The following is a 25429-nucleotide window of genomic DNA, read 5'->3' as shown; positions in this document are numbered from 1 at the left end:
TCCGCTTGCGGAGCCGTCTTTTTATCCGCTTCGCCTTCCTTCACCAGCGTTGTTCGCGTAAGAATTCAGCAAACAGCCGCAGGTGGCTTGAGACAAGCGTGTCCGCTATTGACAGTACACCTCAGGATTCCCTTGGGCTTAGGCATATAAGAGTCCTTACTTGGCACGGAACGGGCCCTCAAAAACGGTGTCTGTTGCTCAGTTGCGTCTGGATCGTCACCCTATAGATCGCGGTAGCCTTCGTCCGCTTAATTAGGTGTTGCCGAGTAGCCGTGATGCTCCAGAGCTGTCGATCTATGTTTTAATAACAACAATGAAGAGCAAGCACATTGAACGAAAGCTCTGGTACGAGGACAATGGCAGGGTTACCACGACCGAAGCCGACGCCCTCCAACGTCCAGAACCGCTGATCATTCTTGGTGAAGCGGGAATGGGTAAGACTTCACTTCTCCGCTGGATTGCTCGTTCTCCGGGCTATGTGCTGTGCACAGCTCGAAGTCTCATCACTCATCCGAACCCGCGACAACTCCTAGGTTCGTTCCGAGTTCTGGTAATCGATGCGATTGATGAGGTTAGTTCCCATAAGCAGGGGGATGCTGTCGATTTGGTGCTTGGCCAACTTGCTGAGCTTGGGGTTCCGCGTTTCATCTTGTCCTGCCGGGTGGCGGACTGGCGCAGTGCTACGGCAGTTGAAGGCATCCGCGGACAGTACGGATGCAATCCTCTGGAGATGCATCTTGTTCCTTTCGACGAGGATGACTCCGTGGACTTCCTTAGCAGTCTCGTTGGTTTAGCTAAGGCGCGGGATGTCGTTGCCCACTTCAACTCTCGGAACCTGCACGGCATGCTCGGTAACCCGCAAACACTCGAGCTGTTGGCGAAGGTTTGCAACAACGGCCCCCTTCCTGAATCCAATAGTGCGCTCCTTGAGAGGTCGATCGACGTGTTGCGTGTCGAGCATAACGAACGAAAGGCCGACCCGCAGGTGGCTAAAGAGATTGCGCTTGCAGCAGCGGGGGCCGCAAGCGCCGCCTTGATTCTCAGCGGCAGTGACGTCATCAGCCGTAAAGCGACGGCACATGTCGGTCCTGACGAGCTTTCCCTTGCTGACGTGTGTCTCCTGCCTGGGGGGAAAGAAGTCGACGTGATGCTCCGTACCCGACTGTTTACGGCGGACGGCACAGAACGATTTCGTTACTGGCACCGGCGAATTGGTGAATACCTTGGAGCTCGCTGGCTGGCCAAGGCGGCGATTACGCCCCGCAAACGCAGGCGAGTGCTTTCGATGTTCCATGCTGGAGGCCTAGTCCCGGCGAGCCTTCGTGGCATCCATGCCTGGCTCGCACTCGATCCAGCTTTCGCCCCAGCCGTCATCGACACTGATCCTATAGGCCTGATCGAGTATGGCGATCCCAGCACTCTGTTTCCCGCCCACATCGCAAGGCTGTTGAAAGCACTGGAGCGTGTTGCAGCATCCGACCCAAGCTCGCTCTGGAATCGAGGGGATATCTCGCTCGGCTGTATCGCGCAACCTGCGATGCTCGATGACCTGCGTAGGCTGATCACTTCAGAAGGCACCGCCTTCGGCCTGCGCATGCTCGTTCTCCGAGCATTAGAGGATGCGCCAATAGCTGTTCAACTCGTCAACGAACTTCATGACCTGGTGCTCGACGCTAACATGGCCTTTGCGTGCCGAAAGGCCGCAGGCCAAGCGCTCGTGCCACTCGTGGCCGCCGATGACTGGCCCCAGGTGATGACTAGGCTGCTGGACCAGGGCGACGATCTGTCGGTACGACTGGCAATCGAGCTGATGGACGACATCGACTATCGACATTTCAGTGACGAGTTGATCATCGACTTGGCGGTTTCATATGCGACCAAAGAAAGTCAGACGGTCGGAGTGCTCTATGTGTTGGAACGCCGGCTTCCTGACGATCGGCTGGACGGCGTTCTCGACAAGCTCGCCGCCAGGGCGTCCGCACTTGGCGAACCGTTTAATCATCGAGACGGCTATGAGCTTAGCGACTTTGCCTATCACTTGCTATCACGGCGCATCGCTGGCGCGCCGGCGCAGGCCGACCAGCTGTGGTCCTGGCTCCAGCATTTTGACGAGGGTGACGGCTATCGACGCGACACCCGGGCCACAGTTGCCAAGCACCTACAGGAAAATCAAGAGCTGCGACGTGCGATCCAAAAGCTCGTGATCCTGGATCTTCCAGGAGAAGCGACACCATGGGAGCGGTTCTGTCGCATGACTTGTCGGCCGAGCGGTCTGGCGCCGACGCCGGAAGACGTGATCTTCTTGTTGCAGGCACTCGACCAGACATCCAGGGAGGACATGCGCTGGCAGGATGTCGTGCAGATGGCGCGGCATGATGGCGAGATCGGCGCAGCAGTACGAACTGAAGCGTTCCCGTTCGCAGAGCATCGGCCAGACCTTCTGCAATGGCTGATGCAACTTGCGGAACCCCCGAGCTGGAAACGCGAGAACGACCTGCGCACAGAGCGTCACAGGGCGAAATTCCTTGCCCAACGTACGAAAATGCGGGCTCATTACGGAGAGCATATCGCGCGTGTGCGCACTGCAGACTACGGAGCGCTCATCGGCCCAGCCAAGGCCTATCTCGGCTTGATCCATGACATCAACGAAGAGAACCTGCCGTCGCATGAGCGCATTGCCGACTGGCTTGGCGCCGACATTGCTGCCGCTGCCTTCTCCGGTTTCGAAGCCTACCTGGTCGATGGACCGAGCACGCCGACGGCAGACGAACTGGCCGCCAGCTTCGCGCAGTCTCGGTGGAGGGATTCCGTCCTCATCATTGTCGTCGCGCTCGCTGAGCGCGTGCGACGGGGCGCAGGACTGGCAGACGTTAGCGACGACCGGCTGCTCGCGGCCCTCTTCGAGTTGAGGCGCATCAGCTATGAGCACGACGCGACGATTGATACCCTGGAAGAGGCCGTGGAAACGGAAGTGAAAGCACGGGGACTCTGGCCGAGCGCAATGCGCAGGTACCATGAGCCTCAGTTGGAGGCCCGGTTAACGCAAATATCAGGCCTTTATTCCCTGATGCGTGGCCAGGATGTCGATTTTGCGAATCGCCTTGCGGCCGAGTGGCTCACGCGCTTTCCTCACATCGCTGCCGAGGTGGAAGAAGAACTTGTCGACCGGCTTATACGGTCCAATCGTTATGAGGAGCTCCGTGCGCTCCTGCCTAAAAGGCGCGACTTGGACGACGAACGACGCCGGCGCAATTGGCTGTCAATCGGTCTGATCGTCGAGTTTAACGAAACGGCTGCAGAGCTGGCCGGACGCCCGCTCCCACCTGAACTAATCTGGCACGTCCGTGATCGTTCGGGTGGGGAAAGACCGTCCGTTCCTTTTCAGGCGAATCAACTCGAATGGCTGATCACGAAATTCCGCACGCTTTGGCCGGTCGCGCATCGGCCTGCCGGCGGAACGTGGGGCGACACAAGTCCGTGGGACGCCAGCGACTATGTCACTTCGCTGATCAAGAGACTTGGCAATGATCCGAGCGCAACTGCGGCCCAGGTCATCCGGCGGCTTCGCGACGCACCGCCGGATGGCTACTTCGACACGATCAAGATGGTCGCCGCAGAGCAAGCGCGGTTGTGCGTCGAGACGTCATACTCGCCACCAACACTCGAAGCGATCGCCGCTATCACGCGTGATGTGGCGCCTGTCACGATGCCTGACTTGCAGAAATTCATGTTGGAAGAGCTCGATGTTGTGCAACGCATGGTATTCAGTGACGACGTTGAGTCCTGGCGTGGCTTCTATGATGACCAACACATTCCCCACAACGAGGAATGGTGCCGCGACCACCTATTGTTGCTGTTACGCCAAACGTGCCGCGATGTCACACTGACGCCAGAGGTCCACGTTGGCGGCGATAAGGAAGTGGACATTGGGTGCGCGGTCGATAATCTGAGAATGCCGATCGAAATCAAGTGCCAATGGCATCGCGACCTGTGGCACGCGGCCGACTCTCAACTCGACAAATTGTATTCGCAAGACTGGAGTGCTGAAGGGCGTGGCATCTACTTGGTACTCTGGTTTGGTCATCAGGACAAACCGTCCAAACGGCTGCGAACACGCGGTCGAGAACGCACGATACCAACCAGCCCCCAAGACCTTCAGCAGATGCTGACATCCTCCAGCCGGGCGGCATTGGATGGTCTAGTTGAGATTGTGGTGATGGACCTGAGTCGCAGCCAACCGTCCAGCTAAAGATCCGAGCAACCTGTCGCAAGCAATTGAGGGTTCAAAGTTGAGCGATGGGTCGTGCTAGCACTACACCAAAAAATGGACAGACATCTACACTTGCGTCCATTTTTTTATGTATGAACATGGACAAGTAAAATTGGAGTTGAGTGGTAGTTTCCCTATGAAAGGGCCTGTCCATTTTTGTGTAGTTTGCACATGCTACGCATATCCTGTCCGACCTAGAGCGCGTCGCCTTCGACCTCGCCTTTTTGAAGGACGGGAAGATCGCGCTGCAGGGCCAGACCGACGCGCTGCTGGAAGGCGCGCGCCGTATCGTGGCGCCGCCGCACGCCGCCCGTCAATGCGCACGCTTCTGCACCAGCGCCGTGCCGATACCGTGGCGGCGCCCCTCGCTGACCGCCGTCACGCTGCCATCCGGGTTGAACACGATCGCATTCGCCGCGCCGATCTCTTCCGGCGCCGGATTGCTTTCCCATTTATGCCCGAATTTTTCCAGGGCGCGCGCCTGTTCGGCCCCCGTGAAACCCGGCTCGACCGAGGTCTCCCTGGCATTGCGCTGCGACAGGCGCGGCGCGTCGATGGCCCGGTCCATCGGCATGCCCAGGTCGAGGTAGTTGACGATGGTCTGCAGCACGGTGGTGATGATGGTGGCGCCGCCCGGGCTGCCGACGGTGAATGCCGGCTTGCCGTCCTTGAGCACGATGGTGGGCGACATGCTGCTGCGCGGGCGCTTGCCGCCTTCCGGGATGTTGGGCGCCGGGCCGCTGAAGTCGAAGTCGGTCATCTCGTTGTTCAGCAGGAAGCCGTAGCCCGGCACCACGATGCCGCTGCCGCCCCAGGATTCGATGGTGAAGGTGTAGGCGACCACGTTGCCGTCCTTGTCCGACACCGCCAGGTGCGTCGTGTGCAAGCCTTCGCGCTGGATCAGGTTGGCCTGCGGGCGCAGCGGAAAGCTCTGGTCGTTCTCGTACAAAAAGGCGTCGCCGGCCGGCACCACGCTGGCGGCGCGGTCCGGGCGGATCAGCGAGCGGCGCTGGGCCGCGAACTGCTTCGACAGCATGCCTTCCACCGGCGCGTCGACGTATTCCGGGTCGCCCAGGTAGGCGTTGCGGTCGGCGAAGGCCAGGCGGCTGGCTTCCAGGTACAGGTGCTCGGCGTCCGGGCGCGCCATCGATTTCAGGTCGAAGCCTTCCAGGATGTTCAAGGCCTCGGCCACCGCCACGCCCCCGCTGCTGGGCGGCGGCATGCCGTAGATGTCGTAGCCGCGGTAGGTCGAGCGCACCGGCTGGCGGATGCGCGCCTCGTAGTTGGCCAGGTCGGCCAGCGTCATGTTGCCGGGGCGGACCGTGGCGCCGGCGGCGAGCGGCGGATGCACGACGGCATCCACCAGCGCATTCGCCATCGGCCCCTGGTAGAACGCTTGATAGCCCTTGGCGGCCAGTTCGCGGTAGGCCCTGGCCAGGTCCGGGTTCTTGAGCAGGGTGCCGGCCGGCAGGGCCTTGCCGTTCTTCAGGTAGAGCTGGCTGGTGCTGCCGAACTGGCGGAACTTGGCTTCGTTTTCGGTCACCAGCTTGTTGAAGGTGTCGTTCACCGTAAAACCCCGGGTGGCCACGCCGATGGCCGGCGCCAGCACCTGCTTGAAGGACATGGTGCCGTAGCGCTCCAGGGCCTCGTGCCAGCCGCGTACCGTGCCCGGCACGCCGACCGCGGCGCCGCTGGCGACGGCGGTGTCGAAATCGATCGGCTTGCCGTTCTCGAGGAACACGGCGGGGGTGAACGCCGCCGGCGCGGTTTCGCGGTGGTCGATGGTGATCACGCGCTTGTCCTTGGCCAGGTAGATCACCATGAAGCCGCCGCCGCCGATACCGCAGCTGAACGGATCGGTCACGCCCAGCGTGGCCGCGGCGGCCACGGCGGCGTCGATTGCATTGCCGCCTTTGTTGAGGATGGCGAGCGCCGATTCGGACGCTTTTTCGCTGATGGTGGCGACCGCGCCGCCGGTGCCGGTGGCGACCGGGGTCTTGGCCAGCGCCGGCGGCGGGCACAGCACGATTGACAGGATCAGGGCGCCGGCGAGGGCGCGCGGGGAAGAGGTCATGGGTGGCATCCTGTGTGGAAAACGGCGCTCATTTGGCGCTGACCGTGAGCGTGACCGGGAAGGCTGAGGCCGGGCGCGCGCCGATGCGCGCCGGTGGAATCGCGGCCGTATCGAGCGTGATGCGCGCGCCGCGCAGGGCGGCGGGAGATGCCTGCGGCTGGTCGGGGCCGAGGGTGAATTCTTCCTGGCCGTCCGGGCCGGCGAGGATGAAGCGCAGCGCCAGGCGGCCGGCCCACACGCACTGGGTGTTGGCCGGGCAGCGGCTGTCGCTGAAGCTGTCGTAGGTGAGGCTCATGCCGTTCGCCAGCGTGGCGCGCTGGCCGGGTTGCAACGGATAGCTGGCGTCCGCGACCGGGGCGGCGGCGCAGGCGGCCAGCAGCGTGGGCAGCAGGATCGACGCCGCCCGTGCCGCCGCCCCTGCCGATACTGCGCGCGCCAGCCGGCCCGGCCAGCCGCCGGCGGCGCGCCGTGGGAGCGGCCTGCGCTGCGCTGCCGGAATGGCCTGGGACGGCGACGGCGGATGCCGGAACAGCTTCATCGGATACGTCCGGTTGTTGGCGACGAGTCATCATAGCAAAGTCGCCGCCATGGCCGGGAGCGCATGCGTGCGTCGCCGGCCGTGGCGCTCAGTCGGCCGCCAGCGGCGCCGCTTCCGGTCGTTTCGCGGTGCCGCCGGGTGCGCCGCCGTGTGCGTCATCCTCCAGGGATACCTCGGGCAGGAACAGCAGCAGCACCAGCGCGGCCAGCACGATCACCGTGCCGGCCACGAAGATGTCGGCGATGGCGTGGCGGTAGATCGCCCGCAGCGCCGGCTCCAGCACGGCGCCGGAACCGGCGCTGGCGGCCGCCGCGATGCCGTGCCGGTGCAGTTCCAGCGCCAGGATCGCGCCCGAGCCGGTCACGCCGAGCAGGCCGCCGAACGAGCGGAAGAAGGTCAGCATGGCGGTGCCGACGCCGCGCCGCGCCGGCGGCAATGCGGCCTGCACCACGATGGTCATGTTCGGCATCACCAGGCCGAGGCCGGCGCCCAGCATGAAGATCGCCGGCTCGATCACCATCCAGCCTCGCCCCGTCTCCATGCCCCAGGCGAGCGTCCCGAAGGACAGCACCGCCACCGCCAGGCCGGCCACCTGCACGGCCTTGTAGCGGTTGGCCTTGGCCAGCACGCGGCCGTTGAGGGTGGAAGCGATGATCATGCCGACCATCATCGGCACCGTCAGCATGCCGGAATCGGCCGGGCTGCTGCCCATCACCAGCTGGAAGAACAGCGGGAAGAACACGCTGGCGCCCATCAGGCCCATGAAGGTGAGCGCCATCACGATGCTGGCGATGTCGAAGACGCGGTTCTGGAACAGGTCCGGCGGCAGCACCGGCTCCGCGGCGCGGCGCACATGCAACACCAGCCAGGCGCCCAGCCCCACGGCCAGCGCGGCGCACAGCTTGATCTGCGGCGCGTCCCACGGCCATTCGGTGCCGCCCAGCGCCAGCACCAGCAGCAGGCTGACGATGGCGCCGGTGAGCAGGGCCGAGCCGAGGTAGTCGATGCGGTGCGCGTGGGTCGCCGCCGGCTTGCGCAGCGCACGCGCGATGGCGAACAGGGCCAGCGCGCCGACCGGCAGGTTGATATAGAAGATCCAGTGCCAGGACAGGGCGTCGGTCATGACCCCGCCCAGCACCGGGCCTAGCACGCTGGTGAGGGCGAACACGATGGCGATCGAACCCTGCCGCTTGGCGCGTTCCTGCGGCGTCACCAGGTCGCCGATGATGATCTGCGCCAGCGGCATGAAGCCGCCGGAGCCGAGGCCCTGGATGGCGCGGAACACGATCAATTGCGTCATGTCTTGCGCCAGGCCGCACAGCACCGAACCGGCCAGGAAAGTGGCCAGCGCGGTGAAGATCATCGGGCGGCGGCCGTACTGGTCGGCCAGCTTGCCGTACAGCGGCATGGTGGCGGTGGAAGCAAGCACGTAGGCCGTCACCACCCACGACAAATGCGCCATGCCGCCCAGGTCGGCGACGATGCGCGGCAGGGCGGTGGCGACGATGCTCTGGTCGAGCGCGCCCAGGCCGAGCACGGCCATCAGGGCCAGGTAGACGGCGCGGATCTCGCGTTCGGTGACCGGCGCGGCGGCGTCGGCGTGATGGGGCAGCTTATTCATGGGCGGGCGATCAAGGCGAGGGGTTCGATGGCGGCGGCCAGCGCAGTCATCTGCGCGGGGGAGAGGCGGGCGATGCGCTGCGACAGCCAGTCCAGGCGCTGGGTGCGCAGCGCCTGCAAGTGGGCCTGGCCGGTTTCGCTCAAGACCAGGCCGCTCCTGCGGCGGTCGTCCGGATCGGGAGCGGTACGCGCCAGCAGCCCGGCCGCTTCCAGCGCCTTGACCTGGCCGCTCATGGTCGGGCTGCGCACGTGTTGCATGCGCGCCAGCTCGGCCACGCCGATGCCGGGGTGCTCGTCGACACAGCCCAGCAATGCCGACTGCAGCAGCGAAAGGCCGTTGTCGCGGCGTTCGGCGTCTCGGCGGATTTCGCGCACCATCAGCTTGAGGACGTTGCGCAGGTTTTCCGAGAGTTCCGCGATATCTGCTGGCTGGTTCTGTCCGGGCGATGTCATGGCTATGAAGTTAGGTAGGCTACCTACTTAGTTTACTGCGCGATGGGTCGGCGTTCAAGCGAAACCTGCACGTGTCCGGTACATGCCGAAATGGCAAATGGCGGCGGCTGCGGGTATGCTGTGGCGATGCCCGGCCGCGATCGAGACTGCAGCCGACCTGCCCGACTCACCCTGGAGAATTGACCATGACGCGATTGACCGCAGCCGACTTCGACCCGGAAGTGCTGAAACTCTTCGATGGCTACGTGCACGGCCAGGTGTCGCGCCGCGACTTTTTGGCGCGCGCCGGACGCTATGCCGCAGGCGGGGTGACGGCCGCCACCCTGCTGGCGCAGCTGTCGCCATCCTTCGCCGCGCCGCTGGTGGGGCCGAACGATGCGCGCCTGAAGACCAGCTACCAGGAATTTCCGTCGCCGCAGGGCTACGGCAAGCTGCGCGGCTACCTGGCCGTGCCGGCCAATGCCAAGGGCAAGCTGCCGGCGGTGCTGGTGGTGCACGAGAACCGCGGCCTGAACCCGCACATCGAGGACATCGCGCGCCGCCTGGCGCTGGACGGCTTCATCGCCTTTGCGCCGGACGCGCTGTTCCCGCTGGGCGGCTATCCGGGCGACGAGGACAGCGCGCGCACCCTGTTCTCCAAGCTGGACCAGACCAAGACCCGCGCCGACTTCATCGCCGCCGCGCATGCCCTGAAGAACATGCCGCAGGCGGCCGGCAAGATCGGCGTGGTCGGTTTCTGCTACGGCGGCGGCATCGCCAACTACCTGGCCACGCAATTGCCCGACCTGGCCGCGGCAGTGCCTTTCTACGGCCAGCAGCCGCCCGCTGCCGAGGTCGCGCACATCCGCGCGCCGCTGCTGATCCACGACGCCGGCAAGGACGAGCGCATCCTGGCGGGCTGGCCGGCCTACGAGGCGGCGCTGCAGGCCAACAAGGTCGCCTACCAGCACTACGTCTACGCGGGCGTCGAGCACGGCTTCAACAACGACACCACGCCGCGCTACGACGATGCCGCCGCCAAGCTGGCCTGGGGACGGACGCTAGCGTTTTTGAAGGAAAAGCTGGCCTGACCCGTTGTAGAGTAGTTCGGGGTCAGGAAAATTCGGGGTCAGAGCACAATGAGGGGTCAGAGCACAATTTAAGGGAACATCGAACGATTCGGGGTCAGAGCACAATGTTGCTGCCATGATCTGAGCCCGAATGTTGTTAGCATGCTGTAACGCCGCCACGGGCCATGGGCTGTGGACGAAGCCGTTGATCCATCTATCGAGCTAAGCTGAAAATGCAAAAGATCATTTTCTTTGCAATTTGCTCTGACCCCGAATTGTGCTCTGACCCCAAATTGAATAAAGCAAAAGGCGCCCGGAGGCGCCTTGGTGGTGGGACGAGTTTGGTTTAGACGAAGGCGGCGAGGGCCGTTTTCATCTTTTTCAGCGCGGCCGATTCGATCTGGCGGATGCGCTCGGCCGACACGCCGAATTCCTCGGCCAGTGTGTGCAGCGTGGCGCCGGAACCGTCGTCGTTGGCCAGCCAGCGCGCTTCCACGATACGGCGCGAACGCGGGTCGAGCTTGCCGAGGGCGGTTTCCAGGCCTTCGGATTGCAGCCGCACCTTGTCTTCGGCTTCCAGCACCTTGGTCGGCTCCTGCTGCTCGGACGACAGGTAGGCGATCGGCGAGAACTTGTCGTCTTCCTCGTCGGACGGCGCTTCCAGCGCGATGTCGCGGCCCGAAAGACGGGTTTCCATCTCGATCACTTCTTCGCGCTTGACGTCGAGCATCTTCGCCAAGTCGTCGACCTGCTGCGGCGACATCGCGTCCAACCCCTGCTTGTTGCTGCGCAGGTTGAAGAACAGCTTGCGCTGCGCCTTGGTCGTCGCGACTTTTACCAGGCGCCAGTTCTTCAGGATGTATTCGTGCATTTCGGCCTTGATCCAGTGCATTGCATAGGACACCAGGCGCACGCCCTGGTTCGGGTCGAAACGTTTTACGGCCTTCATCAGGCCGATATTGCCTTCCTGGATCAGGTCGGCGTGCGGCAGGCCATAGCCCAGGTAGCCGCGCGCGATCGACACCACCAGGCGCAGGTGGGACATCACCAGCTTCTGTGCTGCGTCCAGGTCATTGTTATCGCGCAGGCCCTTGGCCAGCGAGACCTCTTCGTCATGGGTGAGCATCGGCAGGCGGTTCACCGCCGAGATGTATGCGTCGATATTGCCGAGATTGCCAGTAAAACCGAGTCCCAGAGCACGGCTGCCGGTAGGTACCAATGCGGATTGTGCGGACATAGTCATTTCCCTCTCAGAGTAAGCTGTACTGCATCATCGATTGCCCTTGCGCAAACCCCGAAGGCGTATCCAGGCACAAGGCTCGTTGTCGATGCTGGCGGCGCGTCATAGAAACCACGATCCGTCATGTACAGGAGACATATTAGCACTCTCTTGAGGTGAGTGCCAGGCGCCTCCATATGACTTCCGACGCCTTTAAGTTTCACTAAAGTATTTCTCAAAGGAATCGAATCAGGGAACGCTTCAACTGTAGAGTGTCATCGCAATCTGCAATTGATTTGGCTCAAACGCACCGCACAAATCGTTTGAAATCGTTAAATGACAGGTTAAGGAAGGTGTGCTTGACCTTCTGTTGGGTGGCGCACGTAGCCGTGTAGGCGCATGCCTTGCGTCCGCTAAGGATTTGACTGGCCAACAGTCAAGCGGTTCACCCGGCAGCGTGTCGGAAGAAGAGAGGAAGAAGCAGGACGACTACCCTAAAAGAACGCAGTGCCGTCGGATACGATATGAGGTGCCTGGCCTGGAACACAAGACATGTCCTGCACCATTCGTGACGATGCAAGACATGTTTTTCAGTGCATTCGCGTCAGTGCATGCGCGCCAGATGCCGCTGCACCGACAGCATGGCGCCGATCAGTCCCAGGCCGGCGCTGATCGCCAGCAGGCCGACCAGGCCCAGCGGCGGCAGGGTGGTCAGGTGGTATTCCGACGCGTACAGGCGGGCGAACTCGGCGATGGCCGTGTTCAGCGGGCGCAGCGCCAGCGCCACGCCGCCCAGCGCCACCGCGCCGGCGCACAGGCCGAGCAGGGCGCCGGTGTAGTAGAACGGGCGGTGGATGAAATCGTTGGTGGCGCCCAGCAGTTTCGATACCGCGATCTCCTCGCGCTGGGTCAGCACCTGCAGGCGGATGGTATTGAACACCACCGCGATCACCACCACGCCCAGCGTCGCCGCCAGCAAGGCCAGTGCCAGGCGCAGCACGCCCAGCAGCGCGGCCAGGCGCTTGACCCAGGCCGAGTCGACCTGCACCGATTCCACGCCCGGCAGGCCGCGCATCTGCTCGGCGATGCCGTCCACGCGTGCCGCGTTGGCATTGCTGGTAAAGCCTTCCAGCTTCATCACGTAGCTGTCCGGCAGCGGATTGTCGCCCAGCGTGTCGATCACGCTGGACAGGCCGCTGCGCAATTTGAGGCTTTCCAGCGCTTCCTCGCGCGGCACGAAATCGACCCTGGCGTGGCTGCCGGCCAGGATCTGCTGCAGCTGCGGCGCCAGCGCCTCGGCCTCGGCGCGCGTCGCGCTACTCTTGACGAACAGGCTGATCTCCGGATCGACCGACAATTGCTCGGACAGCGGACGCACGTTGTCGAGCAGGGTCACGCCGGCGAAGGGCAGGGCCAGCGCCACCGCCACCACCAGCACGTTGAACAGGAAACTGCCCGGCGCCTTGCGCACGTGGGCGAGGGCGGCGCCGAGGGCGAAGCGATGCTGGCGAACCCAGATGTTCATGGCGCACCTCCGCCGGCATTGGCGGCCGTATCGCCGGCCAGCTGCCCGTGTTCGAGGCGGATCACGCGCGCCGCGCCGGCCAGGATCTGCTCGTCGTGGGTCGAGATCACGCAGGTCACGCCGACCGAATGAAAGGCGTGCAGCGCGCCGATCACCTTGTCGGCGGCGGCGCGGTCGAGGTTGGCGGTCGGCTCGTCGGCCAGGATGATCTGCGGCCGGTTGACGATGGCGCGCGCGATCGCCACGCGCTGCTGCTCGCCGCCGGACAATTCCAGCGGCAGCGCTTTCACGCGGTCGAGCATGCCGACCTTGTCGAGCGCGGCGCGCGCCCGTTCGGCGGCGGCGCCCTTGGGCGCGCCGGCCACCACCAGCGGCAGCATCACGTTGGCCAGGATGGTGCGGTCGTTGAGCAGGCGCTGGTGCTGGAAGATCAGGCCCAGCTTGCGGCGCAGGAAGGGCACGCCGGCCTTTTTCAGCTTGCCGATGTCGTGGCCGCTGACGATCACGCGGCCCGAGGTCGGACGCTCGATCGCCGCCACCATTTTCATGAGGGTCGACTTGCCGGCGCCGGACGGGCCGGCCAGGTAGACCAGCTCGCCCTTGGCGATGTCGAGCGACACGCCGGACAGCGCGAACGCGTCGGCGGCATCGGAATATTTCTTGGAGACGGACTGGAACTCGATCATCGGCACTATCCCAGCAGCGCCTCGGCGAATTCTTCGGCGCTGAAGGGTTGCAGGTCCTCCAGCTTTTCGCCGACGCCGATGAAGTACACCGGCACCGGACGGGTGCGCGCGATCGCCGCCAGGATGCCGCCTTTCGCCGTGCCGTCGAGCTTGGTGATCACCAGGCCGGTCAATTGGAGCGCATCGTCGAAGGCTTTCACCTGCGCCAGCGCGTTCTGGCCGGTATTCCCGTCGATTACCAGCAGCACTTCGTGCGGGGCGTCATCCATGCCCTTGCCGATCACGCGCTTGATCTTTTTCAGTTCTTCCATCAGGTGCAGCTGGGTCGGCAGGCGGCCGGCGGTATCGACCATGACCACGTCCACACCGCGCGCCTTGCCCGACTGCACCGCATCGTAGGCGACCGCGGCCGGGTCGCCCGAGGCTTGCGAGATCACGGTGACGTTGTTGCGCTGGCCCCAGACCATCAATTGCTCGCGCGCGGCGGCGCGGAAGGTGTCGCCGGCGGCCAGCAGCACCGATTGCTCGAAGCGCTGCATGTGCTTGGCCAGCTTGCCGATGGTGGTGGTCTTGCCGGCGCCGTTGACGCCGGCGATCATCATCACCAGCGGTTCGTGGCGGCCCAGTTCGAGCGGCTTTTCGAGCGGCCGCATCATCTCGACCAGTAATTGCCTGAGCGCGCCCTTGACGGCGGCGGCGTCCAGCAATTTTTCTTCCTTGACCTTGCGCCGCAGGCTGTCGAGCAGGAACTGGGTGGCGTCCATGCCGGCGTCCGACATCAGCAGTGCCGATTCCAGCTCTTCGTACAGGTCTTCGTCGATGCGCGCGCCGACGAACAGCAGCGACAGGTTGCTGGAGGTCTTGGACAGGCCGGCCTTCAGGCGCGCCATCCAGGATTTCTTCTTTTCCTGCTCGCTGCCCGGACGTTCGGCCGTTTCCGGAAAGAGTTGCCCTTCGTAGGTGTTGACCAGCACGGCGGCATCGGCGGCGATCCTGGCGGCGAACGGATCGATGTTGGTGGCGTCGCGCGCCGGCGGCGATTCGGGTTCGGCCGGCGCCTCGGGAATGACGGGCGCGACCGGTTCGGCCTCGCCGCCGCCGAACAGGCGGCGCAGGAAATTCGCGGGGCCGGCGGCGGGCGCGGCGTCCGCTTGCCCGGAGGGCTCGTCCGGCGCGGCCGGTGCGGCAAGCGCAGCGGACTGCGCTTCCGCCAGCGCCGGCGTGTCTGCTTCGGGCTTTTTCTTTTTGAAGAAACTAAACATGGTGTGTGTGGGGAGGGGCTGCATGCCAGGCCGGCGGGGCGGGGCTGGCGAAAAGGATCGTCGGTATTCTACCAGAGCGGGGCAGGGTTTTTCTTCGCGGCGCGCCGTGGGAGGGCGGCGCGGGGTGCGGGAAAATGCACCATGAGGCATCGCAATGCATGGTGCATGAGCGCCCGTGCGCGCTGCATCGGACGCCGCCGCATCGCTAGAATGATCCTGGCAATATCAGTCGATACGGCGCGGTCCGGCGGCCGGCATGCGGACCGTGAAACCTCATCGCACCTGACTCGCACAAGGATCATCGTGACCCTCTCCAGGTTCCTGCAGCGCCTTGCCAGCGGCGACGATGCGTCGGGCGGCGGCGCGGCGTCGCTGCGCAATGTCGCCGTCTGGCTGTTCATCGCTCTCGTCGCCCTGTTCCTGACGCAGCCTTCGGGCGGGCCGTTCAGCGCACCCGGCATGCAGGTGCCGTGGCCCGCCGAACTGGGCCTGGATGGCGGCATGCCGGTGCCGGAACAAGGTGGGGGCACTGCGCCGTCGCACCGTCACGCGGACGCCGGCACCCGGCTGCGCAGCGCCTGGACGGCGCACGGGCGCGGCTGGACGTACGGCCGCGCGTGAACCTGGGGACATTGCCGCACGCTTGCACCGGGCACGCGGAGGGCAGGGCGCGGCAAGCGGCCGCGCCGCATCGGTCAGCCGGCCCTGGCCTTTTCGGCATTGCCGCGGATCGTCTCCAGCGTCGCGTTCGGCGTGATCAGGTTGCCGTCGTAGCGCAGTTCGATCAGGGCCGGCAGCCGGTGCTCGGCGGCGAACGCCAGCGCGCGCCGCAGGGCCGGGGCAAAATCCGCGGTGCTGTCGACGGTTTCGCCGTGGCCGCCATAGGCCCGCGCCAGCGCCGCGAAGTCCGGATTGTGCAGCCCGGTGCCGGACACGCGGCCCGGGTATTCGCGCTCCTGGTGCATGCGAATGGTGCCGAACATGGCGTTGTTGAAGACGATCGTCACCACGCCGGCGCCGTACTGCACCGCGGTCGCCAGTTCCTGGCCGGTCATCATGAATTCGCCGTCGCCGGCGAACGCGACCACGGTGCGCGCCGGGTCGACGATCTTGGCGGCCACCGCCGACGGCAGCGCGTAGCCCATGGCGCCGCTGGTCGGCGCCAGCTGGGTACGCAAACCGCCGTAGCGCCAGAAGCGGTGCGCCCAGGTGGCGTAGTTGCCGGCGCCGTTGGTGATGACGGCGTCGCGCGGCAGCGCCGCCGCCAGGTCTTGCATCACCTGCCACAGGTCGAGCGGCAGGTCGGCGCCGTCGAACACCGGCGGACGCTGCTGCCAGGCTTGCAGCTCGGCGTGCGCCTGCCCGGCGGCGCCGCGCCAGGCGGCGGCGTCCACCGGTTCCATCGCGGCCAGCATGGCGCAGGCTTCGGCGGCGCCGGCGGCGATCATCAATTCGCCCTGGTAGACGCTGCCCAGTTCCTGCGGGTCCGGGTGGATGTGCACCAGGCGCTGCCGCGGCAGCGGCGCCTCCAGCAGGGAATACCCGCCGGTGGTGATCTCTCCCAGGCGCGGGCCGATGGCGATCAGGACGTCGGCGTCGCGCACGCGCGCCGCCAGCTTCGGGTTGATGCCGAGGCCGACGTCGCCGGCGTAGTGCGGGTGGCCGTTGTCGAGCAGGTCCTGGAAGCGGAACGCGCACGCCACCGGCAGCGCATTCGCTTCGGCGAAGCGCGCCAGGTCGGCGCAGGCTTGTGCATTCCAGGTGGCGCCGCCCAGCAGCACTAGCGGGCGCTGCGCTTCCTGCAGCATGGCGCGCAAGCGCGCTATCTGGGACGACGAAGGCGAGGCCTGCACCGGCTGGTAGCGCCGGGTGTCGGCGACGGCGGCGCGGGTGACCAGCATGTCTTCGGGCAGGGCCAGCACCACCGGGCCGGGACGGCCGCTGGTGGCGACCTGGAACGCGCGCGCGATGTATTCCGGGATGCGTTCGGCGCGGTCGATCTGCGCCACCCATTTCGCCATTTCGCCGTACATGCGGCGGTAGTCGATTTCCTGGAAGGCCTCGCGGTCCATGAAATCGCCGCCGACCTGGCCGATGAACAGGATCATCGGCGTCGAATCCTGGTACGCGGTGTGCACGCCGATCGAGGCATTGGTCGCGCCTGGGCCGCGCGTGACGAAGCAGATGCCGGGCTTGCCGGTCAGCTTGCCGTACGCCTCGGCCATGAACGCCGCCCCCGCTTCCTGGCGGTTGACGACGAAGCGGATGGCCGAATCGTGCAGCGCGTCCAGCACGTCGAGATAGCTTTCGCCGGGGACGCCGAAGGCGGTGTCGACGCCGTGCACTTGCAGGGCGTCGACCAGGATCTGGCCGCCGGAGCGGGAAGGGTGGGTCATGGTGGCGTCATCCTCATATGGTGTTGTCGGGGCATTCTATGCGAGGCCGGCGCCGCGGGCTTTTGAAATGGCGACACGAAATGTCGAAAAAACCGGCATGCAGACGTCATTGCCGGCACCGAAGCGGTTTAGTATTGTGTTTTCCTATTGACAACAAAGGCATGCATATGTGTGTTCTGCGATCTGTTCTGCGCCGGTTCGTGTTCACCCTGTCGATCGTCGCGCCCGCCGCCGCCTTCGCGGCCGATGCGCCCGCCGGCAAGCCCTATACGCCCGCCCAGTGCGGCGCCGACCTGGACGACCTGGACGCCTTCATCCGCGCCAACGACGCCGGCGCCGCCGCCGCGCTGGCCGACCACGGCCCGGCCATCGCCCAGGCCCTGGAGCAGGCGCGCCGGGATGCCGCCGGCGCCGCGGACATGCCCGTGTGCGGCAAGCTGATGCATGCTTACGCGCGCGCCTGGCGGCCCGGCCACATCGCCGTGGTGCCGATGGCGGACCAGGACGAGGGCGCGGCCAAGGCGGCGGGCGCGGCCGGCGCCAAGCCTGCCGCCGATCCATTCGCGCCGCGCTTGCAGGCGCTGAGCAAGGACACGATCCTGTTCGTGATCCCGAGCTTCAACGACCGCCACGCCCCGTCCATGAAGAAACTGGTGGCCGGCCACCGCGCCGAGCTGGCGTCGCACCGCAACTGGATCATCGACGTGCGCGACAACGGCGGCGGTTCCGACGTCACTTACGCGCCGTTGATGGGCTGGCTGCTGGACGGCGACCTGCGCGGTTTCGGCACAGAATATTTCGTCACGCCGGCCAACCTCGCCGCCCAGGAGCGGATCTGCGCGCGCACCAGCGACGTCGGGTATTGCGACAAGGAGATGCAGCCGATCCTGGCCAAGATGCGCACGGCGGCGCCGGGCAGCTTCGTGCTGGCCGGCGACAAGCGCATCTCGGTCGATCCGGTGAAGCTGGAAGCGCCCCGCCCGGCGCGGGTGGCGCTGCTGACCGACCACGATTGCGGCAGCAGCTGCGAGCAGTTCGTGCTGGAGGCGCGCACCAGCTACCGTGTAAAAGTGGTGGGGCGGCCCACCTACGGTTCGCTCGACGTGTCGAACCTGCGCCCGCACGTGCTGCCGTCCGGCCGCGCCCAGCTGTACTACGCGACCACGCGCACTACCCGGCTGCCGGACATGCGCATCGACACGGTCGGCATCGCGCCGGACATCCTGCTGCCCAAGCCGGCGGACGCGGCCGGCCGCGACGCCGAAATCAAGCGGGTGCAGCGCTGGCTGGAAAGCGGCTCGGCGAGCAGCTTGTGACACCGGCGCGGCGCCGGTGAGGCCAATACGCCACGCCGCCGGCGCCGGACGGGCGCGCATCGGGTACAATGCGCCCCGTGAAGCAGGCCAGACAGCCGCTGGTCCACGCCGCAAGGTGGTGGGCGGGAGGAAGGTCCGGACTCCATAGAGCGGGGTGACGGTTAACGGCCGTCCGCCGAAAGCCCGGTGCAAGCCGGGTATAAGGCGAGGAATAGGGCCACAGAGACGAGCGTATTCAGTTACGGTGAAACGCGGTAACCTCCACCTGGAGCAATTCCAAATAGGCACGCGTTGAGGTTGCTCGCGGAGCGTGCGGGTAGGAAGCTTGAGCGCCGGAGTAATTCGGCGCCTAGAGGAATGGCTGTCATAGGGGCGTCCCGCAAGGGAAACCACTACACAGAATCCGGCCTATCGGCCTGCTTTACACATAATTCCGGCGCCCTGGAGGCAGCGATGCACACCATCCTCGCCCTCGACCAGGGCACCACCAGTTCGCGCGCCATTCTGTTCGACCGCCAGGGCCGGGTGCTCGCCACAGCCCAGCAGGAATACCCCCAGCACTTTCCCCAGCCCGGATGGGTCGAGCACGACGCGCGCGACATCTGGACGACCCAGCTCGCCTGCGCGCGCCGGGTGCTGGCCGAGAGCGGCGTCGATGCCGCCCAGGTCGCCGCCATCGGCATCGCCAACCAGCGCGAAACCACGCTCGTATGGGACCGCCGCAGCGGCGCACCGCTGACGCGCGCCATCGTCTGGCAGGACCGGCGCACGGCAGAAACCTGCGACGCCTTGCGCGCGGCCGGCAAGGCGGACCTCATCGGCCGCAAGACCGGGCTGGAACTGGACGCCTATTTTTCCGCCACCAAGCTGCAATGGATCCTCGACCACGTGCCGGACGCGCGCCGGCGTGCCGAGCGCGGCGAACTGGCCTTCGGCACCGTCGACAGCTGGCTGGTGTATCGACTGTGCGGACGCCACGTTACCGACGTCAGCAATGCCTCCCGCACCATGCTGTTCGATATCCATACGCTCGGCTGGGACCGGGAATTGCTCGACCTGTTCGGCGTGCCGGCGGCCCTGCTGCCGGAAATCGTGCCCAGCGCCGGCGTGGTGGGCCACACCCACGACGCCCTGTTCGGACGGGCGATTCCGATCGCCGGCATCGCCGGCGACCAGCAGGCCGCCACCTTCGGCCAGGCCTGCCACCGCCAGGGCATGGTCAAGAATACCTACGGCACCGGCTGCTTCATGCTGATGCATGCGGGAGACGAGGCGCCGCGCTCGCGTCACCGCCTGCTGGCGACGGTCGGCTGGAACGTCGGCGGCCGCACCGATTACCTGCTGGAGGGCAGCGTGTTCATGGGCGGCGCCACCGTGCAATGGCTGCGCGATGGCCTCGGCATCATCGAGCGCTCCGGCGACGTCGAGGCGCTGGCGCTGTCGGTGCCGGACAACGGCGGCGTGATGCTGGTGCCGGCCTTCGTCGGCCTGGGCGCGCCGCACTGGGACCCGTACGCGCGCGGCACCATCGTCGGCATGACGCGCGGGACCACGGCGGCGCACATCGCCCGCGCCGCGCTCGAGGCCATCGCCTACCAGAGCGCGGAACTGCTGGCGGCGATGCAGAAGGATGCCGCCTGCGCCGTGCACGAGGTGCGCGCCGACGGCGGCGCCGCCAACAACGATTTGCTGATGCAGTTCCAGGCCGACCTGCTCGGGGTGCCGGTGGTGCGCCCGCGCGTCACCGAGACCACGGCGCTGGGCGCGGCCTACCTGGCCGGGCTGGCGGTGGGGTTCTGGCAATCGGTCGCGGAAATCGAAGCGCAATGGCAGGTGGCGCGCCGCTTCGCGCCGCAGCGCAGCGCCGCCTGGCGCGAAGAGACGATGGCGCGCTGGGTGCGCGCGGTGGCGCATGCGCGCGCGTGGGCGCAGCCGCATCCGGCGTGAACGGTCGTCGCACATGATCCGCATTCCCATCCGTGTGACCACCTGAAACTGATTCAAGGCACAATCCTGTCGATATTTACAATGCTGCATCATCGACGGAGCCTTCCTTGAAATACATGAAAAACTTCTTTTCCTTCGCCCACGCCGTGCTGGCGCTGCTGTTCGTCGGCGTCTCGATCCTGTTGACCGTGCTCGGCATCGAGACCGGCTGGGCCGCGGTCGGCGCCGATCCTGCCGAGAGCGCGGACCAGGCGATCGAAGCGATCGGCCTGCTGGCCATCGCCGTGGTCGCGCTGCAGATCGCCCAGACCATCAGCGAGGAAGAGGTGGTGCGCGAAGCCCACATCAGCGCGCCGACGCGGGTGCGGCGCTACCTGTCGCGCTTCATGGTCGTGGTGGTGGTGGCGATGTCGATCGAGGGGCTGGTCGGCATCTTCAAGGCGCTGCACGAGGAACCGGAACTGCTGCCGCACGCCGCCTCGGTGCTGGTGGCGGCCGGGCTGCTGCTGGCCGGCTGGGGCGTGTTCATCCGCTTCAACAAGGAAGCCGAGCTGCTGGAGCCGGAGGCGATGGAAGACGCCAAGAGCGAGGACGTCAAGCTGGAGGAGTAAGCTGGGTTGCGGCGCTTGCCCGCGGTGCGCCGATCGCGTAGCCTTGTCGGACGATCGACACGGAGCCATGCCATGCGCCAGCACGCCATTTTCCTGCCAGCCCTCGCCGTCCTGACCTGCGCCGCCGGCGCCGCGCTTGCCGCCGCGTCGCAAGCATCACCCCCGGCGCCTTCCCAGGCGCAGCCGCAAGCGAAAGCGCAGGCACGGTTCGAGACCTTGTCGCTGTCGGCAGAGCAGATGCAGGCGCTGGCGCAGCAGACGATGACGCCGCCAATGCCGGCCGGCCCGGAACCGCAGATCGCCTCGCTGGACAAGCTGCCGGCCGACATCCGCGCCGAACTGGGCGAGGAGGTCGCCGACCGCGGCAAGCCGTTCGCCGCCGGCTGCGTCGGCGTCAACGGCGAAGCGCACAGCCGCTTTTCCGGCGGCCGCATCGAGGGCGACACGGCCAGCGTGACGATCGAGCGCGGCGGCATCGCCCATTACTTCGAAACGCTCGAATTCCGCCGCAGCGCGGGTCGCTGGGTCAAGGTACAAGTGCCGGCCACGATGGCGGCGCTGCCGCCGCCGGCTTGAGGGCACCTTGAAAAACCTACTACGCGTTGCATTTTCAGCTTGCGATGCTCCGCTACGGCGGACCGGCCGTACGCCTGTACGGCTGCGCTTCTCAGCTGAAACTGCTGCCGCTCGCGACGGTTTTTCGAGGCACACTTGAGGCATATCCGTCCAGCAGCCGCGAACACGCCGCTTCAGGCGCCGCTGCGGGCCAGCGCATAGGCCCGGAAACGTTCCTGCTGCCCGGCATCCAGGCAGCGCAAGGGAATCGGCATGGCGCCGCGCGCGAACACCAGCAGGTAGCAGCAAGGGTAGCGGCGCACCGCCCGTACCTCGCTCCATGAACGCTTGAATACGCCGCGGCGCGTGCTGCGCTCGATCGTCTCGCCATCGATCCGGAAATCGCAGACCGGCATGCGCCGCCGCTTGAAGGCGAACAGCGGCGTGCACAGCACTACCACCCAGAACGGCGCCGTCGCCGGCAGGCTGGCCAGCGCCAGGCCGCCGCATGCCAGCGCCGGCAGCACGGCCCAGGGCGGCGCCGCGCTCCAGTGCAGCAGCGCGGCCAGCGCCAGGCCGGCCGCGCCCAGTCCCAGCGGCCATCGCACGGCGCGGCGGCGCGCGGCCGGCGGCGTGTGGCGCGCCAGGAAGGCGACGTGATCGCGCACCACGCCCAGGTATTCGCGCAGCGTGTACGCGACGCTGAAACGCAGCGGCGCGTCCGGCCCGGCGGGCCCGATGGCGCGGCGGCCATCCGGCATGCCGACCGTGAGTTCGGTGGCGGCAACGGTCTTGCGTTGTTGCCGGACGATTTGCATCGCAACTTCCTTGCGGTGCGGGGGCTGGGGGTGGCCGCTGCCGAACATGGAGGACTCCGGGAATGTCGATGTCCGCCACATGGCGCTGCCAGGTTCATATTGCAATAGTGCAAAGAAAAGATGTCGGACACATGCGCATGGCCGGCAGCTTCAGGGTCGGCCCCAACCATTCATGCCCGATACAACACCGACTCTCGTCACTTGCTCCAGCGCACTGTCTTGACGCGCATCGATTGCCATACTGGTCAGGTTTGCGCGTTCGAAAGCAGCGGCGCCGCTGCTGCATGCGACCGCGCCCTTAGCAAGCGGGAGCCGTAAATGGACGTTATCGAGAGCGCATGGCGCAATGCAATTGGTGGCTTGAGCGATAAAAACCGTCCGATCGGCTTGCGCCTATGGAACAAGCGCGTCAGGACCGCCGATCCTTTGCTGGTACAGCACGTAAGCGGTGTGGAAACGATGTGCGGCGGTATTGACTATACCCTGCTGTGTGTTTCTATCCGCGCCGGCCTGCCGCTCAAGGAATTCATCGCCAATCCCGCCGAGCTGCAATTCGTCACCGATAAAGGCGATCTGCGCTGCGTGTGCGGGATCGTCGTCGCCGTGGCGGAAGGGCAAAGCGACGGCGGCCTGGCGACTTACCGGCTGGTCGTGCGCGATGCGTTCGCGCTGCTCGACAAGACCTGCAATACCCGTGTATTCCGCGATGTCAGCGAAATCGACATCACGACGATCCTGCTCAAGGAGTGGCGCGCCGTCAACCCGGTCGCCGCGCATGCGTTCGACTTCGAGTTACGCCTGTCGAAAACCTATCCGCCACGCGGCTTCACCCTGCAATACAACGAATCCACGGCGGCGTTCCTGCGGCGCTTGTGGAAACGGCGTGGCATCGCCTGGTTCATCCGGCCGGGCGCCCTGGGCGACCTGCGTGATGGCGATGCGCCTTGCCATACCCTTGTGCTGTTCGACGATGCCATGGCGCTCAAGCAGAACGCTGCGGGAACGGTCCGCTTCCACCGTGACGCTGCTACCGAAACCCGCGACACCGTCACCGCATGGCATGCTGCGCGCAGCCTGACGCCGGGCTCGACCGCCGGCAGCAGCTACGATTACCTGCGCGGTGGCACGGCAACCAGCGAGGACACCGGACTGGCGGACCAGGGAGCGCTGGGCAACCGCTTCGCCGCCAGCCTGGACGACTACCTGGTCGACGTGCCACACGCGGGGGCCGATGGCGCCGATTACCGCAGCCTGGGCCGCGCCAGGATGCTGCGCCACGAATACGAGGCCAAATTCTTCCATGGCGAAGGCAGCGTGCGCGACATGCGCGTCGGCGAGTGGAATGGCGTCAGCGGCCATCCCGAACTCGATACGCATCCCGAGCGCGAACGTGTCTTCGTGATCACGGAACTGTGCGTCGACGCCGAGAACAATCTTCCCAAAACACTGGACGATCGCGTGCGCCGCCTGTTCGCTCGCAATGGCTGGCACGCCGCCGGCCAGGACGACGATGCCGGCCTGGCGCACGCCAGCGCCGAGCGCGGCGTGCGCTACACCAACCGCTTTACCTGCGTGCGGCGCGGCATTCCGATCGTGCCGCGCTACGACCCGCGTGTCGACCTGCCGCGTACCGAGCTCCAGTACGTCACGGTGGTCGGCCCGGTCAACGAAGAAATCCATTGCGACCATCTCGGCCGGGTCAAGGTACGCTTCCCCGGATGCCGCCCGGAAGACCACGAGCATGCGCACGGCGCCGGGGCGTCCGGCACCGATCGCGATTCGGCCTGGGTGCAGGTAGCCAGCCCCTGGGCCGGCGACGGCTACGGCACGATCTCGCTGCCGCGCGTCGGTCACCAGGTCTTGTGCGCATTCGTCGGCGGCGATCCGGACAAGCCGCTCATCATCGGGCGTGCGCATGGCGGCCAGGCGCCGCCGCCTTCGTTCAGCCGCGTCAGCCTCCTGCCGGGCGACCGCTACCTGTCCGGTATCGTCAGCAAGGAAGGCGGTGCGTATCGCTACAACCAGCTGCGCCTGGACGACACGCCGGGCCAAATCAGTGCCCAACTCGCGAGCGTGCACGGCCAGACCCAGCTCAACCTCGGCTACCTGACGCACCCGCGCCGGGAGGGAAAGGCCGAAGCACGCGGCCAGGGCTTCGAGCTGGCCAGCGATGAAAGCGGCACGATCCGTACTGCGAAATCGCTGCTGGTCTCGGCCTGGAAACGGCTCGGCGCCAGCGGCACGCAACTGAGCGCGAGCGAACACCTGGCGCTGATGCAGGATTGCCTGGACCTGTTCAAGACGCTGGGCCAATACGCGACCGAGCACCAAGGCTTGCCAGTCGATCCTGTCCCCCAGGCTGCGCTGAAATCCGATCTCGACGTCATGCCGGGCGCCGCTACCGGCGATCCATGCGGTGTAGAAGGCAAGCCGACGCTGAGCCTGACGGCACCAGCGGGCATCGCATTCAGTACGCCGAAGACTATCGTCAGCTATGCCGGCGTTAACCTCGACAGCGTGGCGCAGCAACACATGCAGCTCGCCAGCGGCCAGCGCTTCAACCTGAATGCCGGCAAGGGCATTTCGCTGTTCGCGCACGCTGGCGGCATCACGCAGGTGGCGCATCATGGCGTGTTCCTCATGCAAAGCCAGCACGACGACATGAAACTCGATGCCGCCCGCGACCTCAAGGCGAGCGCGCACGGGCGTGTGGTGTTCATGGCGGAACAGGAAGTCACTTTCATCGTGGGCGGCGGCGCCTACCTCACGCTCAAGGGTGGCAACGCGGAAATCGGCGGGCCTGGCGTCCTGACGGTCAAGACTGCCGGCCACCACTGGGACGGCCCCGCCAGTGGAAAGGCCGATTTGCCGAGTTTCGGGAAAGGCGACTTCGAACGCACGCCGCGCCTGTTGCGGGCGACCGATGGCAAGCCGGTGCCCGACATGCAGGCGCAGGTCGAGCAGCCGGATGCCGGAACGCTGTCCGGCGCCAGCAACGCCGCCGGCGAAGGACCGCAGGTCAAGGCTGACCGTTTGCAGCAATTGAAAGCGGTGTTCCGCAAGGTAATGAAATAAATCAACCAGCATAGA

At 65.9% G+C, this 25429-nt stretch carries 18 protein-coding genes and 1 other RNA gene; 9 read left to right on the top strand and 10 right to left on the bottom strand.

Features of this window, described 5'->3' with window-relative positions; all coding sequences use genetic code 11:
- Nucleotides 1-313: 313 nt before the first annotated feature.
- Nucleotides 314-4249, top strand: coding sequence for an NACHT domain-containing antiphage protein EruA (gene eruA / locus HH212_RS03710; protein ID WP_169434145.1), 3936 nt, complete (start codon nt 314-316; stop codon nt 4247-4249).
- Nucleotides 4250-4583: 334 nt separating this feature from the next.
- On the opposite strand, the gene ggt is transcribed toward eruA, so the two are convergent.
- The 4 genes from ggt to HH212_RS03690 form a co-directional block, all read right to left on the bottom strand.
- Nucleotides 4584-6344 carry a gamma-glutamyltransferase gene (ggt, locus tag HH212_RS03705; RefSeq protein WP_169434144.1) on the bottom strand — a complete coding sequence of 587 codons (1761 nt, stop codon included), beginning with the start codon at nt 6342-6344 and terminating at the stop codon, nt 4584-4586.
- A 28-nt stretch (nt 6345-6372) separates the two neighbouring features.
- Complete coding sequence (locus HH212_RS03700) at nt 6373-6882, bottom strand: hypothetical protein (protein WP_169434143.1); 510 nt, start codon at nt 6880-6882, stop codon at nt 6373-6375.
- 88 nt (nt 6883-6970) lie between these two features.
- Nucleotides 6971-8503, bottom strand: coding sequence for an MDR family MFS transporter (locus HH212_RS03695; protein WP_229217552.1), 1533 nt, complete (start codon nt 8501-8503; stop codon nt 6971-6973).
- Nucleotides 8500-8955, bottom strand: a complete 456-nt coding sequence (locus HH212_RS03690) for a MarR family winged helix-turn-helix transcriptional regulator (protein ID WP_169434142.1) — start codon at nt 8953-8955, stop codon at nt 8500-8502. The genes HH212_RS03695 and HH212_RS03690 overlap by 4 nt, the downstream gene beginning before the upstream one ends.
- 185 nt (nt 8956-9140) lie before the next feature.
- Here HH212_RS03690 and HH212_RS03685 point away from each other — a divergent pair, with 185 nt between their 5' ends.
- The gene (locus tag HH212_RS03685; protein WP_169434141.1) at nt 9141-10025 is read left to right on the top strand and encodes a dienelactone hydrolase family protein; all 885 of its coding nucleotides are present in this window, start codon (nt 9141-9143) and stop codon (nt 10023-10025) included.
- A gap of 325 nt (nt 10026-10350) precedes the next feature.
- Here HH212_RS03685 and rpoH read toward each other — a convergent pair whose 3' ends face one another.
- The 4 genes from rpoH to ftsY form a co-directional block, all read right to left on the bottom strand.
- Nucleotides 10351-11241 (bottom strand): RNA polymerase sigma factor RpoH, encoded by an 891-nt coding sequence (gene rpoH, locus HH212_RS03680; RefSeq protein ID WP_370663907.1) that lies wholly within the window; start codon nt 11239-11241, stop codon nt 10351-10353.
- A gap of 586 nt (nt 11242-11827) precedes the next feature.
- Nucleotides 11828-12748 carry a permease-like cell division protein FtsX gene (gene ftsX / locus HH212_RS03675; protein WP_169434139.1) on the bottom strand — a complete coding sequence of 307 codons (921 nt, stop codon included), beginning with the start codon at nt 12746-12748 and terminating at the stop codon, nt 11828-11830.
- Nucleotides 12745-13434 carry a cell division ATP-binding protein FtsE gene (locus tag HH212_RS03670; protein WP_169434138.1) on the bottom strand — a complete coding sequence of 230 codons (690 nt, stop codon included), beginning with the start codon at nt 13432-13434 and terminating at the stop codon, nt 12745-12747. The genes ftsX and HH212_RS03670 overlap by 4 nt, the downstream gene beginning before the upstream one ends.
- Before the next feature lie 5 nt (nt 13435-13439).
- Complete coding sequence (ftsY, locus tag HH212_RS03665) at nt 13440-14696, bottom strand: signal recognition particle-docking protein FtsY (protein WP_169434137.1); 1257 nt, start codon at nt 14694-14696, stop codon at nt 13440-13442.
- Between the two features lie 303 nt (nt 14697-14999).
- Between ftsY and HH212_RS03660 the strand changes: the two genes are divergently transcribed.
- Complete coding sequence (locus tag HH212_RS03660) at nt 15000-15317, top strand: hypothetical protein (RefSeq protein WP_169434136.1); 318 nt, start codon at nt 15000-15002, stop codon at nt 15315-15317.
- Between the two features lie 74 nt (nt 15318-15391).
- Here the strand turns inward: HH212_RS03660 and HH212_RS03655 are convergent, their stop codons facing one another.
- Complete coding sequence (locus tag HH212_RS03655) at nt 15392-17092, bottom strand: thiamine pyrophosphate-binding protein (protein WP_169434135.1); 1701 nt, start codon at nt 17090-17092, stop codon at nt 15392-15394.
- 200 nt (nt 17093-17292) lie between these two features.
- On the opposite strand from HH212_RS03655, the gene HH212_RS03650 reads away from it, so the two are divergent.
- The 5 genes from HH212_RS03650 to HH212_RS03630 all read left to right on the top strand — a co-directional run bounded on the left by HH212_RS03650 (nt 17293) and on the right by HH212_RS03630 (nt 21542).
- Nucleotides 17293-18408: a S41 family peptidase gene (locus HH212_RS03650; protein ID WP_169434134.1), complete on the top strand. Its 1116-nt coding sequence runs from the start codon at nt 17293-17295 to the stop codon at nt 18406-18408.
- Between the two features lie 79 nt (nt 18409-18487).
- Nucleotides 18488-18835, top strand: an RNA gene (gene rnpB / locus HH212_RS03645) — RNase P RNA component class A.
- 26 nt (nt 18836-18861) lie between these two features.
- The gene (glpK, locus tag HH212_RS03640; protein WP_169434133.1) at nt 18862-20355 is read left to right on the top strand and encodes a glycerol kinase GlpK; all 1494 of its coding nucleotides are present in this window, start codon (nt 18862-18864) and stop codon (nt 20353-20355) included.
- A gap of 107 nt (nt 20356-20462) precedes the next feature.
- The gene (locus HH212_RS03635) at nt 20463-20966 is read left to right on the top strand and encodes a hypothetical protein (RefSeq protein ID WP_169434132.1); all 504 of its coding nucleotides are present in this window, start codon (nt 20463-20465) and stop codon (nt 20964-20966) included.
- 72 nt (nt 20967-21038) lie between these two features.
- The gene (locus HH212_RS03630; RefSeq protein ID WP_169434131.1) at nt 21039-21542 is read left to right on the top strand and encodes a hypothetical protein; all 504 of its coding nucleotides are present in this window, start codon (nt 21039-21041) and stop codon (nt 21540-21542) included.
- A gap of 173 nt (nt 21543-21715) precedes the next feature.
- Here the strand turns inward: HH212_RS03630 and HH212_RS03625 are convergent, their stop codons facing one another.
- Entirely contained in the window at nt 21716-22339 is a 624-nt protein-coding gene (locus HH212_RS03625; protein WP_169434130.1) for a YcxB family protein, read from the bottom strand.
- 318 nt (nt 22340-22657) lie between these two features.
- Here HH212_RS03625 and HH212_RS03620 point away from each other — a divergent pair, with 318 nt between their 5' ends.
- The gene (locus tag HH212_RS03620) at nt 22658-25414 is read left to right on the top strand and encodes a type VI secretion system Vgr family protein (protein WP_169434129.1); all 2757 of its coding nucleotides are present in this window, start codon (nt 22658-22660) and stop codon (nt 25412-25414) included.
- The last annotated feature ends 15 nt before the right edge of the window (nt 25415-25429 follow it).

It is taken from the genome of Massilia forsythiae (assembly GCF_012849555.1).
In the GTDB taxonomy this organism is placed as follows: domain Bacteria; phylum Pseudomonadota; class Gammaproteobacteria; order Burkholderiales; family Burkholderiaceae_D; genus Telluria; species Telluria forsythiae.
This window is presented reverse-complemented; position numbering and strand designations above follow the sequence as displayed.

Coding starts and splice junctions, on each gene's coding strand:
- HH212_RS03620 (WP_169434129.1), top strand. CDS start 22,658: ATGGACGTTATCGAGAGCGCATGGCGCAATGCAATTGGTGGCTTGAGC.
- rpoH (WP_370663907.1), bottom strand. CDS start 11,241: ATGTCCGCACAATCCGCATTGGTACCTACCGGCAGCCGTGCTCTGGGA.
- ftsY (WP_169434137.1), bottom strand. CDS start 14,696: ATGTTTAGTTTCTTCAAAAAGAAAAAGCCCGAAGCAGACACGCCGGCG.
- glpK (WP_169434133.1), top strand. CDS start 18,862: ATGCACACCATCCTCGCCCTCGACCAGGGCACCACCAGTTCGCGCGCC.
- HH212_RS03695 (WP_229217552.1), bottom strand. CDS start 8,503: ATGAATAAGCTGCCCCATCACGCCGACGCCGCCGCGCCGGTCACCGAA.
- ftsX (WP_169434139.1), bottom strand. CDS start 12,748: ATGAACATCTGGGTTCGCCAGCATCGCTTCGCCCTCGGCGCCGCCCTC.
- HH212_RS03655 (WP_169434135.1), bottom strand. CDS start 17,092: ATGACCCACCCTTCCCGCTCCGGCGGCCAGATCCTGGTCGACGCCCTG.
- HH212_RS03700 (WP_169434143.1), bottom strand. CDS start 6,882: ATGAAGCTGTTCCGGCATCCGCCGTCGCCGTCCCAGGCCATTCCGGCA.
- ggt (WP_169434144.1), bottom strand. CDS start 6,344: ATGACCTCTTCCCCGCGCGCCCTCGCCGGCGCCCTGATCCTGTCAATC.
- HH212_RS03625 (WP_169434130.1), bottom strand. CDS start 22,339: ATGCAAATCGTCCGGCAACAACGCAAGACCGTTGCCGCCACCGAACTC.
- HH212_RS03685 (WP_169434141.1), top strand. CDS start 9,141: ATGACGCGATTGACCGCAGCCGACTTCGACCCGGAAGTGCTGAAACTC.
- HH212_RS03670 (WP_169434138.1), bottom strand. CDS start 13,434: ATGATCGAGTTCCAGTCCGTCTCCAAGAAATATTCCGATGCCGCCGAC.
- HH212_RS03630 (WP_169434131.1), top strand. CDS start 21,039: ATGCGCCAGCACGCCATTTTCCTGCCAGCCCTCGCCGTCCTGACCTGC.
- eruA (WP_169434145.1), top strand. CDS start 314: ATGAAGAGCAAGCACATTGAACGAAAGCTCTGGTACGAGGACAATGGC.
- HH212_RS03690 (WP_169434142.1), bottom strand. CDS start 8,955: ATGACATCGCCCGGACAGAACCAGCCAGCAGATATCGCGGAACTCTCG.